This window comes from Promicromonospora sp. NPDC059942, from assembly GCF_042731755.1.
GTDB lineage: Bacteria > Actinomycetota > Actinomycetes > Actinomycetales > Cellulomonadaceae > Promicromonospora.
On sequence record NZ_JBHWLR010000018.1, the window covers coordinates 42,151 to 56,378 of the forward strand.

Below are 14,228 nucleotides of genomic sequence, written 5' to 3' on the forward strand. Positions count from 1 at the left end.
AAACTAACGAAAAAAGTGCCGGTGGGGGGGGTTTTGGTGGGGGGGGTTTGACCCCTGTGTGTAGCACTCCCCCCCCCCTGGGGCCACCGGCCCCCCCGACACGTCAGAGGTAGTTGCCCGCGACCGGCGCGGGCTTCCACCGACCGGACGTCGCCACGTCGGCGACCCGGCTGGTCGTGAGGCCGTCGGGGCCGTGCTCCAGGATGGAGCGGCGGGCCACCTCGCGCAGGTCGGCGCCCGTGGCCCCGTCCAGGTAGGACGCGACCAGGTCCACGTCGACGGGGGCGTCCGGCGGCAGGAAGAGCCGCAGGATCTCCGTGCGCCCCGCCTGGTCCGGCGGCGGCACCTCGATGATGGTGTCGAAGCGCCCGGGACGTTTCACGGCCGGGTCCAGCGCGTCCGGGTCGTTCGTGGTGGCGAGGGTCAGCACGTCGTCCGAGCTGCGGGTGCCGTCCAGGGCGTCGAGGAACTCGGCGAACGAGGTGTCGCCGCGCGAACCCTTGGAGGCGACCGAGTCGATCTCCTCCAGCACCACGAGGCACGGCCCGAGGCCGCGGATCTCCTCGTACAGCTCGGTCATCCAGGTGCGCAGCACCTCGGCCGTGACCAGCACGACCGTGAGCGGACCGGCCAGCTCCGTGGCGATGACCCGCGTGAGCTTCGTCTTGCCGACGCCGGGGCGGCCGGCCAGCAGCAGGCCGCGCGAGGTGGTGTGGCCCAGCGCCCGCAGCGCCTCGCGGCGGGTGGTCACGCTGGAGCAGAACAGGTCCACCTCGCGCCACAGCTCGGCGGGCAGCACCACGTCGCCGCGCACCTGGACGGTGTGCTGCACCGGCGTCAGCTCGACGGTGCCGTTCCCGGACCTGGCCGACAGCACGCCGCCGCGGTACGGGTGGTCCGCCTCCAGCGTGCGGGTCAGGTCCTTGAGCACCTGCTCGGCCAGCGCCAGCCCGCCCGGCGGGGTGAAGGTGGTGATCGTGGGCGTCCCGTAGCGGTAGGCCACCTCGACGGCGACGGCCGTGTCGTAGGCGGACCCGGCCGGGAACAGCACGGTGGCGACGGCGGGCACGCTCACCGAGGTGCCGTCGCCGAGGTCGAGCGCCGCGCGCTGCGGCGCTCCGCCGGGGCCGAACACGGCGACGTCGTCGGGGTAGCGGTCCACCCAGCGCTGGAGCGCGTAGGCGTGCAGCCGCTGCAGGGTGCGCGACATGTCGCGGGAGACGTTGACGAGCGTGCTCTCGTCGACGTCCCAGCGGAGGGCGAGCCACTCGGCCGACGAGCGGGGCTCCTTGGGGCGGTCCGGGACGGGGCGGCCGAGCATCGCCGCGACGGCGGCGACGGCGCGGCGCGCGGCCTCGTCGTGGTCACCGAAGTCGGGCCAGACGGGGTCGGGTACGCCGCGGGGGATCAGGTCGGTCGCGGAGGCGGCGCCGTCGTGGGGCAGGGTGAGGCTCCTCTCAGGGCGGGGATGTGACATGCGGACAGTTATATCCGTCGTCACCGACACGACCGCAAGGATTTCCGCGGATCAGCTGTCCGGAACCGGCCTTCCGGGCGCGCGCCGACGGCATCGCTGTCGGTGGTCCCGCGTAGACTTGTCCGCATGACCCAACCTCTCTCCAACCCGCAGGACGACCCCGTGACGCAGGGCGCTACGAGCGTCCTCGAGCGCGAGGAGACCCGGGAGGAGACGGAACCGGGAGACCACGAGCGTTTCGCGCACTACGTGCGCAAGGAGAAGATCATGCAGTCCGCCATGAGCGGCAAGCCGGTGATCGCGCTCTGTGGCAAGGTCTGGGTCCCTGGCCGTGATCCGGGCAAGTTCCCGGTGTGTCCCCGGTGCAAGGAGATCTACGACGGTCTCCGCGACCCGCAGGACGGCGGCGAGGGCGACTCCACCAAGTGACGAGCCAGCCGCAGCAGCTGCCCCACACACCGTCGTCTGCGGCCGCTTCGTCGCTCAGCCCTGCCTTTCCACGTCGTGCCCCCTGGGGTACGGCGTCGAGTCTGCGCGCCTGGCAGGCGGAGGCCCTGGAGCAGTACCGCGTGACGAACCCGCGGGACTTCCTGGCCGTCGCCACCCCGGGCGCGGGCAAGACGACGTTCGCGCTCCGCATCGCCACCGAGCTCCTCGAGCAGGGCATCGTCCGGCGGGTCACGGTAGTGGCCCCCACCGAGCACCTGAAGACCCAGTGGGCCGACGCCGCCGCGCGCGTCGGCATCCGCATCGACCCGGCGTTCAAGAACTCGCAGGGCCGGCACGGCTCGCACTACGACGGCGTCGCCCTCACCTACGCGCAGGTGGCGGCCAAGCCGGCGCTGCACCGTGCCCGCACGGAGGCGGCGCGCACCCTGGTGATCCTCGACGAGGTGCACCACGGCGGTGACGCCCTGAGCTGGGGCGACGCCGTCCGCGAGGCGTTCGAGGGCGCCGAGCGCCGCCTGGCGCTCACCGGCACCCCGTTCCGCAGCGACACGTCCGCCATCCCGTTCGTCCAGTACGAGGCCGACCGCGAGGGCATCCGCCGCTCCAAGGCCGACTACACGTACGGCTACGGCGAGGCGCTGCGCGACCACGTCGTGCGCCCCGTCCTGTTCCTGTCCTACGCGGGCGACATGCGCTGGCGCACCAAGATGGGCGACGAGGTCAGCGCCCGTCTCGGCGAGGCCATGACCAAGGACATGACCGGGCAGGCCTGGCGCACCGCGCTGGACCCGGAGGGGCAGTGGATCCCGTCGGTGCTCGCTGCCGCGGACAAACGCCTCACCGAGGTGCGCCGCACGGTGCCCGACGCCGGCGGCCTGGTCATCGCGACCGACCAGGACAACGCGCGCGCCTACGCCACGCACCTGCAGGAGATCACCGGCAAGCGCCCGATCGTCGTCCTCTCGGACGACGAGGGGGCCTCCGGGCGCATCGAGGAGTACGCGCAGGGCGAGGACCGCTGGATGGTGGCGGTGCGCATGGTGTCGGAGGGCGTGGACGTGCCGCGCCTCGCCGTCGGCGTGTACGCCACCAGCGCCTCGACGCCGCTGTTCTTCGCCCAGGCGATCGGCCGGTTCGTGCGCGCCCGCAAGCGTGGCGAGACGGCGTCGATCTTCCTGCCGAGCGTCGCGCCGCTGCTGAACCTGGCGAACTCGATGGAGCAGGAGCGCGACCACGCGCTCGACCGGCCGCGCACGGCCGAGGAGCAGGGCATCGAGTACGACCCCGAGGCCGCGCTGATCGCGGAGGCCAACAAGGAGGAGAAGGCGTCGAGCGAGCTGCTGGGCTCGTTCCAGGCGCTGGAGGCCCAGGCCTCGTTCGACCGCGTCCTGTTCGACGGCGGCGAGTTCGGCACGAGCGCGGACCTCGGCTCCGCGGAGGAGCAGGACTTCCTCGGCCTGCCCGGGCTCCTGGAGCCCGACCAGGTGGCGACGCTGCTGCGGCAGCGCCAGGCCGACCACCTCAAGGCGCGCGGCGGTGCCCCCACCTCGCGCGAGGTGGAGAACGAGCGGTCCGAGCAGGAGCACCGGCGCGCGGCCGAGCTGCGCAAGGAGCTGTCCAAGCTCGTCTCGGCGTGGGCCAAGCGCAGCGGGCAGCCGCACGGCGTGGTCCACACCGAGCTGCGCCGCAAGTGCGGCGGCCCCGAGGTGCCCCTGGCGACCGCGGACCAGCTCGAGGCGCGCGTTGCCCAGGTCCGGCGCTGGTTCGTCGGTCAGAAGTAGGACGGGAGCAAGAAGATCCGCATGGTGAGACAAGAGGCCGTCCTGGCCGTATTCGCCCGGCCCCGGCCAGTTCTCTGGCCTACCGTGAGTGCATGACCGACGAGCTTCGGAGCATCGGCGCTCCGCTCACAGACTCGTGGCCTGCGCTCGACAACGGTGTCGGTGAACCGCGGCCGCTCCCTGCAGCACCCCTACCGGCGGTTCGCCCGTCGGTGGCCCTGCTGACCGACCGCTACGAGCTCACCATGCTCCAGGCGGCGCTGGCCGACGGCACCGCCCACCGGCACTGCGTGTTCGAGGTGTTCACGCGCCGCCTCCCCGCGGGCCGGCGCTACGGCGTCCTGGCGGGCACCGGTCGTGTCCTGGAAGCGCTGCCACACTTCGTCTTCGAGGACGCCGAGCTGGCCTACCTCCAGGACAACGCCGTGGTGGACCGGCGGACGCTCGACTACCTGGCGAACTACCGCTTCACCGGGACCATCCAGGGCTACGTCGAGGGTGAGGTGTTCTTCCCCGGCTCGCCCGTGCTGCAGGTCGAGGGGTCGTTCGCCGAGGCCGTGCTGCTGGAGACGCTGATCCTGTCGATCCTGAACTACGACTCGGCGGTCGCGTCGGCGGCCTCCCGCATGACGAGCGCGGCCGGGAACCGGCCCGTCCTGGAGATGGGCTCCCGCCGGGCGAGCGAGCAGGCCGCCGTCGCGGCGGCCCGGGCCGCCGTCATCGGCGGCTTCGCCGGGACGTCCAACCTCGAGGCCGGCATGCGGTACGGGCTCGACACCATCGGCACCGCCGCGCACGCCTTCACGCTGCTGCACGACAGCGAGCGGGAGGCGTTCGCGTCGCAGGTCGCCTCGCTGGGCGCCGGCACCACGCTGCTGGTCGACACCTACGACGTGAAGCAGGGCGTGGCCACGGCCGTCGAGGTGGCGGGGACCGGGCTGGGCGCGGTGCGCCTCGACTCGGGCGACCTCGGGGGACTGGCGGGCGAGGTGCGCCGCCAGCTCGACTCGCTCGGCGCGCGGGACACCAAGATCGTCGTCACCTCCGACCTCGACGAGTACGCGATCGCGTCGCTGGCCGCCGCGCCGGTGGACGTGTACGGCGTCGGCACGTCGCTGGTCACGGGGTCGGGCGCGCCGACCTGCGGCATGGTCTACAAGCTGGTGGCGCGCGCCGACGCGTCGGGCGTGCTGCAGCCGGTGGCCAAGGCGTCGGCCAACAAGGCGTCGGTGGGCGGGCGCAAGGCCGCCGCACGGCGCTACGGCCGCGACGGGTACGCCGTCGAGGAGATCATGGTGACCGGTCCGGACACCGCGGTGGCGGAGTGGACGCCGCAGAGCGACGACCTGCGGCCGCTGCTCGCGCCGCTGGTCGTGGACGGTGCCGTCGACTCGCGCTGGGTGGGTCCGTACGGCGTCGCGAACGCCGCGATCAACCACGGGATGGTGCGCGCCGAGCTGCCGCGCGGCGCCCGCCGGCTGTCCAAGGGCGACCCGGCGATCCCGACCGTGGACCTCCGGCTCGACGACCTCCGGGACTGAGGTCACAGCCCGGCGACAACTTGGTGGGAATCTCTGACAGGGGTGTCCAGTCCGGGGACGAAACAGCCTAGAGTGAGACCTGTGACAACTTCCCCGCTGCCGCTGCTCACGCCCCTGGGGTCAGCCGGGACGGCGGTCGAGGAGGACACCGAGGAGGCGCTCGCCTCCGGGATCGCCGACCCGTGGGTGACGATCGTCTGGAACGACCCGGTGAACCTGATGTCCTACGTGACGTACGTGTTCGAGAGCTACTTCGGGTACCCACGCGTCAAGGCGGAGCGGCTCATGACGCAGGTGCACAAGAACGGTCGCGCAGTCGTGTCCAGTGGTGGGCGCGAGCGCATGGAGGTGGATGTGCAGGCCATGCACGGGTTCGGGTTGTGGGCGACGCTGCAGGAGTCCGGCGCGCGGGGAGCCGCATGACACCGTTCCGCGCCATGCGGCGGGGTTACGAGGCTCGGTTCGAACCGGTGGAGCGCGTCGTCCTCGCCAAGGTGGCACGCGACGTCTCCGCGATGCTCCGCGAGGAGGCGGGTCTGGATCTGTTCGCCGACGACGACCCCGGGCCGTCGGCGCACCCCGCGCCGGGCAAGGGGCAGGCCTGGGCCAACGGCCTCCTCGCGCCGGACGAGCTGACCGACGCCGACCTGGCCCGGCTCACGGGCGTGACCGGCGTCGGGCGTATCCCGACGGACCCCGCGGCGCAGCGGCTCCTGCCGGACGCGAGCAAGGACGACGCGGACATCGCCGACGAGTTCCGCCGGCTCACGCAGAACGACGTCGCTCAGGCCAAGGTGGACCGTCTCGAGGCGTTCGCCGCGCTGCTCGACCTGCCGTCGGGCGAGGACGCCCCCGAGCCGCTGGGCCGGCACGGGGCGCCGCCGCCGGTGCGGGTGCCGCGCGAGGACGCGGAGCAGTTCGCCGGGGCGCTCACGGACGTGCGGCTGGTGATCGCCGAGCGGCTCGGCCTGAAGACCGACGACCAGGTCATGCAGCTCACCGACGAGATCATGTGGGACCGGCAGGCCGGCCGCGAGATCCCGGTGGCCACCGACGGGCGGGCCGCCCGCCGGTTCTGGTCCGGCGTGTTCGTCGCGGCGGGCTACGCCCAGGAGACCCTCATGGACGTGATGCTCGCGGAGCTGCGCGGACGGCGGCCCCTGGCCTAGGGGCCGCCGTCCGGTCAGAGCTCGTAGATCGTGCCCGGCCTGGCGATCTCCACCGGGCCGGCGTAGGAGCCGCGGGCCTCGGCCAGGGAGTCCTCCGGGTCGTTCCACACGGGCAGGTGCGTGAGCAGCAGCCGGCGGGCGCCGGCCTCGGTCGCCACCTGTCCGGCGCGGTGCCCGGTGAGATGGATCCCGCGCTCCACGACGTCGTCGCGCCCCTCCAGGAATGCCGCCTCGCTGAGCAGCAGGTCGGCGTCGCGCGCGAGCTCCACCACGGAGGTGCAGGCGTCGGTGTCGCCGGTGTACGCGAGCGTCGTCGTGCCGCCGGACGCCGACGGGCCCGTGACCCGCACGCCGTACGTCTCGACCGGGTGGTAGACGCGGTACGGCTCGATGGTCAGCGGCCCGACCTCGATCTGCTTGTGGTCGGCCCAGGAGCGGAAGTCGAAGTCGTTCTCCATGGACTCGCCGTCGCTGAGCCCGTAGGACAGGGCGACGTGCCGCTCGGCGGTCGACGGCCCGTAGACCGGCAGGGGCTTGTCCCGGCGCCCGGCCCGCAGCGACCCGTGCTCGGGGTGGTAGCGCAGGTAGACGTAGAGACCCGCGAGGTCCGCGCAGTGGTCGGGGTGCAGGTGCGAGATCGACACCGCGTCGAGCGCGTGGGGGTCGACGTGCTGCTGCAGCGCACCGAAGGCGCCGTTGCCGAGGTCGAGCAGGACGTTCCAGTCGCGCGCCTCGTAGCCGGCCGCGGCCGACTCCGCCGCGGTGACCTGCACGAGGTATGACGACGCGGGCGTCGCGGGGCCGGGGAACGAGCCGGAGACCCCCAGGGGGATGAGGCGCATCAGACGGCCTCCACGAGGGAGACCTCGGGGCCGAGGAACCGGCTGGCGAGCTGCCCGAACGGCGCCGGGTCACCCGTGGTCAGGAACCGGTGCACGGGGGCGCCGGCGTCGGCCGAACGCTCGAGGTCGTGCGCCACGAGGGTGCGGTACACGTCCTTGGCGGTCTCGTCGGCGCTGGAGACCAGCGTGACGTCCTCGCCCATGACGTAGGAGATGGCGCCCGCGAGCAGCGGGTAGTGCGTGCAGCCGAGCACCAGCGTGTCGACGCCGGCCGCCTTGACCGGGTCGAGGTACTCGTGCGCGAACTTCTGCACCTCCGGGCCCGACGTGCGGCCCTCCTCGACGAAGCGCACGAACTCGGGGCAGGCCTGGCTCGTGATCGTCAGTCCGGGGGTCACGTGGAAGGCGTCGTCGTACGCGCGCGACTGCACCGTGGTGCGCGTACCGATGACGCCGATCCGGCCCGTCCGGGTGGCGGTCACCGCGGCCCGGGCCGCGGGCAGGATGACCTCGACCACGGGGATGCCGTGGCGCTGCTCGTACCGCTCGCGCGCGTCGCGCATCATGGCCGACGACGCCGTGTTGCATGCGATGACCAGCATCTTCACGCCGTCCGCCACGAGCCGGTCCATGGCGTCCAGGGCCATGGCACGCACGGCCGCGATCGGCTTGGGGCCGTACGGGCTGTTGGCGGTGTCGCCGAGATAGCGGACCTGCTCGTTGGGTAGCTGGTCGAGGATGGCGCGCGCGACCGTGAGGCCGCCGAGGCCGGAGTCGAAGATCCCGATGGGCGCGTCGTTCACGGGGTGAAGCCTAGCGACGACATCGTGTCGGAACCGTTACCGGCGCCACGCCCTGTGCGTGACGCGCGACACGTTCCGGCAGGTCAGCGGGGTGCATTCCGGAGCGCGAAATGATCGTCGCCCGTACCACCTAGGCTGGGCGCATGACCTCCAGCACCGACCAGATCGTGCGCGCCGACGGGCGCGCCACCGACCAGCTCCGCCCCGTGAAGATCACCCGGGGCTGGCTCGACGAGGCCGAGGGTTCGGTGCTCGTGGAGTTCGGGCGCACGCGCGTGCTGTGCGTCGCGTCGTTCACCGAGGGCGTGCCGCGCTGGCGCAAGGGCTCCGGCGAGGGCTGGGTCACGGCCGAGTACGCCATGCTGCCGCGCGCCACCAACGAGCGCAGCCAGCGGGAGTCCGTGAAGGGCAAGATCGGCGGGCGCACGCACGAGATCTCGCGGCTGATCGGCCGCTCGCTGCGCGCCGTCGTCGACCTGAGCGCGCTGGGCGAGAACTCGATCGTGCTGGACTGCGACGTGCTCCAGGCCGACGGCGGCACCCGCACCGCCGCGATCACCGGCGCGTACGTGGCCCTCGCCGACGCCATCGCGTGGGGCCGCCGCCACGGGCACATCAAGGGCGGCAAGCAGGTGCTCGCCGACTCGGTCGCCGCCGTCTCGGTGGGCATCATCGACGGCACCCCGATGCTCGACCTGCCCTACGTCGAGGACGTGCGCGCCGAGACCGACATGAACGTGGTGGTCACGGGCGGCGGCAAGTTCATCGAGGTGCAGGGCACCGCTGAGCACGCGCCGTTCGACCGCGCCGAGCTCGACGCCCTGCTCGACCTCGCGGTGGGCGGCACGGCCGAGCTCACCAAGATCCAGCAGGACGCCCTCGCGCAGGAGCTCTGAGCCGTCGGCGGCTGGCATGATCGGGGCATGACCTCCCTGATCGTGCCGCCCGCCGCCCGGATCGTCCTCGCCACGCACAACGCCAAGAAGGTCCCCGAGCTGCGCGCGATCCTCACCGAGGCGGGCCTGGACCTACCCGACGGCGAGCTGGTCACCTCGGGCGAGGTCGGCGCGCCGGAGCCCGTGGAGGACGGCGTGACGTTCGCCGAGAACGCCCTGATCAAGGCGCGTGCGGTGTGCGCGGCGACCAGCCTGCCCGCGGTCGCCGACGACTCGGGCCTCGCCGTCGACGTGCTGGGCGGGGCGCCCGGCATCTTCTCGGCGCGCTGGGCCGGCAAGCACGGGGACGACCTCGCCAACCTGGAGCTGCTCCTCGGCCAGCTCGGCGACGTGCGCGCCGAGCACCGCCAGGCCGGCTTCGTGTGCGCGGCCGCGCTGGTCACGCCCGACGGGCGCGAGGAGGTGCGGCTCGGCGAGATGCGGGGCGTGCTGGCCACGGCGCCGCGCGGCGCCAACGGCTTCGGCTACGACCCGATCCTGGTCGTGGACGACGACCGGACCGCCGCGGAGCTGTCCGCGGACGAGAAGAACGCGATCTCCCACCGCGGCAAGGCGTTCCGCGCGCTGGCGCCGGTGGTCGTGGAGCTGCTCCGGGGCTGAGCCTCGGCGGGCTGCGCTCGCCGAGCCGCGCGACCATGCACCTGCTGCCAGGACGAGACCCGTCCTGGCAGCAGGTGCATGGTCGATGTCGGGCCGGGCCGCGTCAGCTCTCGGCAGCGCGGGCCTGGCCGCGGCGGATCCCCGCCACCAGGGCGCGCCAGCCGAGCATGGTGATCGCCAGGAAGATCGCGGTGACCAGCGCGAACGACCACGCCAGGCCGCCGCCCGTGAGGCCGCGCAGGGCTAGGCCGCCGAGCACGGTGACGGCCCAGATGATCACGCCGGTGGGCCAGACACGCGCCGGGTCGTGCCACGCGCGGCTCACGGCCCAGCCGATCGCGGCGGCCAGGGCGAAGGGCCAGACGACGCGACCCAGGGCCGCGACCAGCGACCCGTCGTGCGACGCGATGCCGACGACCGTGAAGACGAGGACGGCGACGGCGTCGGCCACGGCGGCGGGCCAGACCGGAGTTCGAGGAGTGCTCACCAGCGCATCCTAGGCGCCGCCGACTTCGGGCCCGGCAGCGGTCCCCCGTAGGCTGGTCGGATGCACCTCGTCGCCCAGGACCTCGGATTCGCCTACCCCGGGCGGCCCGTCATGGACGGTGTCTCCTTCTCGGTGTCCCCGGGCGGACGGCTCGGCGTCGTCGGCGAGAACGGCTCGGGCAAGTCCACCCTGCTGCACCTGCTGGCCGGCGACCTGCTGCCGAAGTCGGGCGAGGTACGCCGCCAGGGCACGGTCGCGCTGGTCGAGCAGGAGCTGCACCCCGCCCCGGGGCAGACCATCGGCGACCTGGTCGCCGGGACGCTCGACGGCCTGCGGAGCGCCGCCGCCGAGCTGGAGGCCGCCGCCGCGGCGTTCGACCACGGCTCCGGCGACCTGGCCGTGCTCGAACGCACGCTCTCGCTCGCGGAGCACCTCGCCGTCTGGGACGCCGACCGCCGCGTCGAGGTGGCCCTCACGCGCCTGGGCGCCCCGCGCGACCCCGGCCGCCGGCTCGACCGGCTCAGCGTGGGGGAGCGGTTCCGGGTCCGGCTGGCCTGCCGCCTCGCGGAGCGCGCCGACCTGCTGCTGCTCGACGAGCCCACCAACCACCTCGACGACTCCGCGATCGAATTCCTCACGGGCGAGCTCGTCGCGTGGCGCGGCGGCGTGGTGCTCGTGACGCACGACCGCGAGCTGCTCGACGACGTCGCCACCGCCATCCTCGACCTCGACCCGTCCTGGGACGGCAAGCCCGTGCTCTACGGGCAGCCCGGCTACCTCGCCTATCGGTTCGCCAAGAACCAGGCGCTGCACCGGTGGCGCCAGCGCTACCGGGCCGAGCGCAAGCGGGCGGCGACCCTGGCCGAGCGCCTCGACGAGTCCTACGAGGGCCTCTCGGACGAGTGGCGCCCGGGCAAGGGCTCCCAGAAGCACCGCCGGGCCACCCGCGCCCGCATCCACGTCAAGGCTGCCGACCGGCTGGTCCAGAAGCTGGAGGCCGAGGCGATCGAGGTGCCCAGGCCGCCCGTCGAGCTCGGGTTCCCCGACCTGCCCGCGATGTCGCCGGGCTGGGACCCCAGCAACCCGGTGGTGGAGGTCCGCTCGCCGCGGGTCGGGGACGACGGCGCGGTCCGGCTGGACCTGCCCGGTACGCGGGTCGCGATCCCGCCGTCGGGCAGGCTGCTCGTGGTGGGGCCCAACGGGACCGGCAAGTCGACGCTGCTCGGGGCGCTCGCCGGCACGCTGGAGCTGGACCGGGGGAGCCGCACGGTCGCGCCGGGCGCGCGCATCGGCGTCGTGGGCCAGGAGAGCGAGCCCATCACCGGCAAGGCCCGCCTACGGACCGGCTTCGAGACCTATGCGGACGAGGCGCTGCGGCTGCTCGCCTCGAACGAGCTGGACCCCGACCACGTGGTCCCGGTCGCGGGCCTCGGGCTGCTCAGCGAGGAGGACCTGGACCGGCCGCTGGCCGAGCTGTCCGCGGGCCAGCGCCGCCGGTTCGAGCTGGCGCGGGCGCTGCTGCACGCGCCGCACCTGCTCCTGCTCGACGAACCGACGAACCACCTGTCGATCGACCTCGTGGACGAGCTGACCCGGGCACTCCAGGTCACGCCCTGCGCCGTCGTCGTGGCGACGCACGACCGCCGCATGCGGGCGGACCTGGAGGACTGGCCGGTCCTGGACCTGTCCTAGCCCTTACGGCAGGCGGCCCACGTGGGCCATCGCCTGCTTGATCAGCATGCCCTGGCCGTTCATCATCTCGGCCTGGACGTCGTCCGCGCAGGCCTCCTCCGGCGTGAGCCAGGCGAGGTCGAGCGCGTTCTGCTGCGGGCGGCAGTCGCCGGTCACGGGCACCACGTACGCGAGCGAGACGGCGTGCTGACGCGGGTCGTGGAACGCGGTGATCCCCGGCGTGGGGAAGTACTCGGCGACGGTGAACGGTTGCGGCGACGGCGGCACCTGCGGCAGCGCGACGGGGCCGAGGTCCTTCTCGATGTGCCGCAGCAGGGCGTCCCGGAGGCGCTCGTGGTACATGACGCGCCCGGAGACCAGGGCGCGGGTCATCGCACCCTGCGGGTTCACGCGGAGCAGCAGCCCGACGGCGACCACGTCACCCGAGTCGTCGACCCGGACCGGCACGGCGTCGACGTACACGAGGGGGAGCTGCGCGCGTACGACCGCGAGGTCCTCGTCGGTCATCCAGCCCGACACCGGGGTGGGCTCGCGGTAGAAATCGTCGGCTGGGTAGTCGGCAGTGTCCGTCACGGGTCCGTTTCTACCAGGTCGGGCCTTGCGGTGCCTGACCCCGCGCCGCCCTGTGGACACCCGGATGTGACACGGATCGCCGAACCGCCGCTCCTGGAATAGCAGAGGGTGGGGCTGTGCTCTACCTGGTAGACGCCCAACGAAAGGAAGCGTGACATGGCAACTGTCGACATCACCGACGCCACGTTCGAGAAGACCGTCAGCGACAACGGGATCGTGCTCGTGGACTTCTGGGCCACCTGGTGCCCGCCGTGCAAGATGTTCGGACCTGTCTTCGAGGCCTCCTCGGACAAGAACGACGACATCGTGCACGCGAAGATCGACACCGACGCCAACCCGGGCATCTCGGCCGCGGCACAGGTGACGTCCATCCCCACGCTCATGGCGTTCCGTGACGGCGTGCTCGTGTTCCGCCAGGCGGGCGCGCTGCCGGCCAAGGGCCTCGCCGAGGTCGTCGAGGCCGTGCGCGGGCTCGACATGGACGTGGTCCGTAAGGACATCGCCGCGCAGCAGCAGAACTGACGCGGCGGGCGGGCCTGGCGGCCCGCCCGCGGTGTGCCTACCGGCCGAGCGCCGTCTCGACGGCCCCGACCAGGTCGGCGGGGCTCCCCGTCTCCAGCTTCTCGCCGTCCAGGAAGAACGTCGGGGTGCCGCTGACGCCGAGCGCGCGGCCCTCGTCGAAGTCGTACTGCACGCGCTCCGTCGTCGCGGGGTCGGCCACGGCGGCGTCGTACCGGTCCAGGTCGAGGCCGAGGTCCTGGGCGAAGCCCCGGAAGACCTCGGCCTGGGACTGCTGGACCTCGCCCCACTCGGCCTGCGACTCGTACATCCGCTGGTACATGGGCTCCAACGCGCCCTGCGCCGCGGCGGCCTCGACCGCCACGGCGGAGTTGGTCGAGTTGGCGTGCGCGGGGATCGGGAAGTACCGGAGCACCACGGTCAGCTCCTCGCCGTACTGTTCCTTGAGCTGCTCGACGGTGGGGTAGTAGGCGCGGCACGTCTCGCACTCGAAGTCGAGGAACTCGACGAGCACCGCCTGCTCGTCGTCGGCCTGGCTCAGGACGCGGCTGTTCTCGCGCACGACCTGGGCGTCCCCGGCCGGGGCGTCCGGGCGGGAGCTCAGGATGAACCCGATCAGCAGCGCGATCAGGCCGAGCACCCCGGCCAGGAGGACCAGCTGCAGCGCGAGCCGGGGCGTGGGACGGCGGGTGGCGGGGCGCCTGGCGGCGGGGCCCTGGGTGGTCAGTCGCTGCGTGGTCGGGCGGTGGGCGTTCGGGCGGTTGGTGGCAGGGCGCTTCGTGGTCACAGGGGTTCCTTCAGGGGTAGGCGGGGGCGTGCCGGCGGCGGGGTCGGTCCCGGTGGCCGGTGGTGGTGGGCGGACAACGTCGTCCGCCGGACGCCCTGCCTACGTGCGGCTGATGCCCCAGAGGAGCGGGTCGTGCCCGAGCGCGTGCGCCAGCGTGTGGGCGCGTGCGGCGCGGTTCCCCGCGGTGACCTGCGCCGGCGCCGCGACCCGGTAGGACGGCGCGCAGACGGCCGGCTCGGTCCCGGTGCCGAGCGGTGCGCGCAGGCTCAGCAGCCCCAGCGTCTCCGCGCCGTGCCGCGACCCGTGGGCCGGGCAGTCGTCGGCGGCCGGGACGACCCGGTCGCGGGCCTTGACCTTGCCCGGACCTGCTGTGTCGTGGTCCGGCACGTCGGCGTGGTGCTGCACCACGGCGACCGCCGGGGCCGCGCTCACGGTGGCCGTGCCCAGCGTGGTGACGCCCAGCAGCCCGGCCAGTGCGAGCAGCAGCACGACGAGCGTGGACCGCGGGGCGGTCGCGCTCGATCGGGGCCGGGCCGAGAGGGTCATGTCGG

General features: G+C 73.2%; 16 protein-coding genes. 9 read left to right on the forward strand and 7 right to left on the reverse strand.

Translation table 11 applies throughout. From position 1 onward, the window contains the following. Positions 1–103: 103 nt before the first annotated feature. A complete protein-coding gene (locus tag ACFV9Q_RS23650) occupies positions 104–1,477 on the reverse strand; it encodes an AAA family ATPase (RefSeq protein ID WP_377236437.1) in 1,374 nt (457 codons plus the stop codon). 126 nt (positions 1,478–1,603) lie between these two features. Here ACFV9Q_RS23650 and ACFV9Q_RS23655 point away from each other — a divergent pair, with 126 nt between their 5' ends. The 5 genes from ACFV9Q_RS23655 to ACFV9Q_RS23675 all read left to right on the forward strand — a co-directional run bounded on the left by ACFV9Q_RS23655 (position 1,604) and on the right by ACFV9Q_RS23675 (position 6,418). Next, positions 1,604–1,906, forward strand: a complete 303-nt coding sequence (locus tag ACFV9Q_RS23655; RefSeq protein WP_377229631.1) for a DUF3039 domain-containing protein — start codon at positions 1,604–1,606, stop codon at positions 1,904–1,906. Next, positions 1,903–3,708, forward strand: coding sequence for a DEAD/DEAH box helicase (locus tag ACFV9Q_RS23660; protein WP_377229630.1), 1,806 nt, complete (start codon positions 1,903–1,905; stop codon positions 3,706–3,708). Before ACFV9Q_RS23655 ends, ACFV9Q_RS23660 begins: the two co-directional genes overlap by 4 nt. Positions 3,709–3,800: 92 nt before the next feature. Next, the gene (locus tag ACFV9Q_RS23665; protein WP_377229629.1) at positions 3,801–5,249 is read left to right on the forward strand and encodes a nicotinate phosphoribosyltransferase; all 1,449 of its coding nucleotides are present in this window, start codon (positions 3,801–3,803) and stop codon (positions 5,247–5,249) included. A 114-nt stretch (positions 5,250–5,363) separates the two neighbouring features. Continuing rightward, positions 5,364–5,672: an ATP-dependent Clp protease adapter ClpS gene (gene clpS / locus ACFV9Q_RS23670; RefSeq protein WP_377229633.1), complete on the forward strand. Its 309-nt coding sequence runs from the start codon at positions 5,364–5,366 to the stop codon at positions 5,670–5,672. Continuing rightward, positions 5,669–6,418, forward strand: a complete 750-nt coding sequence (locus ACFV9Q_RS23675; protein WP_377229628.1) for a DUF2017 family protein — start codon at positions 5,669–5,671, stop codon at positions 6,416–6,418. Before clpS ends, ACFV9Q_RS23675 begins: the two co-directional genes overlap by 4 nt. A gap of 14 nt (positions 6,419–6,432) precedes the next feature. Here the strand turns inward: ACFV9Q_RS23675 and ACFV9Q_RS23680 are convergent, their stop codons facing one another. Beyond that, entirely contained in the window at positions 6,433–7,260 is an 828-nt protein-coding gene (locus ACFV9Q_RS23680) for an MBL fold metallo-hydrolase (RefSeq protein WP_377236438.1), read from the reverse strand. After that, a complete protein-coding gene (gene murI, locus ACFV9Q_RS23685) occupies positions 7,260–8,063 on the reverse strand; it encodes a glutamate racemase (RefSeq protein WP_377229626.1) in 804 nt (267 codons plus the stop codon). Before murI ends, ACFV9Q_RS23680 begins: the two co-directional genes overlap by 1 nt. Before the next feature lie 143 nt (positions 8,064–8,206). Here murI and rph point away from each other — a divergent pair, with 143 nt between their 5' ends. Both rph and rdgB read left to right on the forward strand, forming a co-directional pair. Then, a complete protein-coding gene (gene rph / locus ACFV9Q_RS23690) occupies positions 8,207–8,959 on the forward strand; it encodes a ribonuclease PH (RefSeq protein WP_377229625.1) in 753 nt (250 codons plus the stop codon). 27 nt (positions 8,960–8,986) lie between these two features. Beyond that, on the forward strand, positions 8,987–9,619 hold the full coding sequence (gene rdgB / locus ACFV9Q_RS23695; RefSeq protein ID WP_377236439.1) for an RdgB/HAM1 family non-canonical purine NTP pyrophosphatase: 633 nt from the start codon (positions 8,987–8,989) through the stop codon (positions 9,617–9,619). A 103-nt stretch (positions 9,620–9,722) separates the two neighbouring features. On the opposite strand, the gene ACFV9Q_RS23700 is transcribed toward rdgB, so the two are convergent. Next, positions 9,723–10,106 carry a DUF3054 domain-containing protein gene (locus tag ACFV9Q_RS23700; protein ID WP_377236440.1) on the reverse strand — a complete coding sequence of 128 codons (384 nt, stop codon included), beginning with the start codon at positions 10,104–10,106 and terminating at the stop codon, positions 9,723–9,725. A gap of 60 nt (positions 10,107–10,166) precedes the next feature. Between ACFV9Q_RS23700 and ACFV9Q_RS23705 the strand changes: the two genes are divergently transcribed. Continuing rightward, entirely contained in the window at positions 10,167–11,798 is a 1,632-nt protein-coding gene (locus ACFV9Q_RS23705) for an ATP-binding cassette domain-containing protein (protein WP_377236441.1), read from the forward strand. Positions 11,799–11,801: 3 nt separating this feature from the next. Here ACFV9Q_RS23705 and ACFV9Q_RS23710 read toward each other — a convergent pair whose 3' ends face one another. Beyond that, positions 11,802–12,371, reverse strand: a complete 570-nt coding sequence (locus ACFV9Q_RS23710; RefSeq protein WP_377229620.1) for an NUDIX hydrolase family protein — start codon at positions 12,369–12,371, stop codon at positions 11,802–11,804. 156 nt (positions 12,372–12,527) lie between these two features. Here ACFV9Q_RS23710 and trxA point away from each other — a divergent pair, with 156 nt between their 5' ends. Further along, a complete protein-coding gene (trxA, locus tag ACFV9Q_RS23715) occupies positions 12,528–12,893 on the forward strand; it encodes a thioredoxin (protein ID WP_182614171.1) in 366 nt (121 codons plus the stop codon). 37 nt (positions 12,894–12,930) lie between these two features. Here the strand turns inward: trxA and ACFV9Q_RS23720 are convergent, their stop codons facing one another. Together ACFV9Q_RS23720 and ACFV9Q_RS23725 are read right to left on the reverse strand one after the other, a co-directional pair. Further along, positions 12,931–13,530, reverse strand: coding sequence for a DsbA family protein (locus ACFV9Q_RS23720; RefSeq protein ID WP_377236482.1), 600 nt, complete (start codon positions 13,528–13,530; stop codon positions 12,931–12,933). A 246-nt stretch (positions 13,531–13,776) separates the two neighbouring features. Next, complete coding sequence (locus ACFV9Q_RS23725) at positions 13,777–14,223, reverse strand: hypothetical protein (protein WP_377236442.1); 447 nt, start codon at positions 14,221–14,223, stop codon at positions 13,777–13,779. Positions 14,224–14,228: the final 5 nt, after the last annotated feature.

What these genes read in the sequence shown, in the direction of transcription:
- ACFV9Q_RS23650 (WP_377236437.1), bottom strand. Translation starts at nt 1,477, where the DNA reads ATGTCACATCCCCGCCCTGAGAGGAGCCTCACCCTGCCCCACGACGGC.
- ACFV9Q_RS23655 (WP_377229631.1), top strand. Translation starts at nt 1,604, where the DNA reads ATGACCCAACCTCTCTCCAACCCGCAGGACGACCCCGTGACGCAGGGC.
- ACFV9Q_RS23665 (WP_377229629.1), top strand. Translation starts at nt 3,801, where the DNA reads ATGACCGACGAGCTTCGGAGCATCGGCGCTCCGCTCACAGACTCGTGG.
- ACFV9Q_RS23675 (WP_377229628.1), top strand. Translation starts at nt 5,669, where the DNA reads ATGACACCGTTCCGCGCCATGCGGCGGGGTTACGAGGCTCGGTTCGAA.
- ACFV9Q_RS23680 (WP_377236438.1), bottom strand. Translation starts at nt 7,260, where the DNA reads ATGCGCCTCATCCCCCTGGGGGTCTCCGGCTCGTTCCCCGGCCCCGCG.
- rph (WP_377229625.1), top strand. Translation starts at nt 8,207, where the DNA reads ATGACCTCCAGCACCGACCAGATCGTGCGCGCCGACGGGCGCGCCACC.
- rdgB (WP_377236439.1), top strand. Translation starts at nt 8,987, where the DNA reads ATGACCTCCCTGATCGTGCCGCCCGCCGCCCGGATCGTCCTCGCCACG.
- ACFV9Q_RS23705 (WP_377236441.1), top strand. Translation starts at nt 10,167, where the DNA reads ATGCACCTCGTCGCCCAGGACCTCGGATTCGCCTACCCCGGGCGGCCC.
- trxA (WP_182614171.1), top strand. Translation starts at nt 12,528, where the DNA reads ATGGCAACTGTCGACATCACCGACGCCACGTTCGAGAAGACCGTCAGC.
- ACFV9Q_RS23725 (WP_377236442.1), bottom strand. Translation starts at nt 14,223, where the DNA reads ATGACCCTCTCGGCCCGGCCCCGATCGAGCGCGACCGCCCCGCGGTCC.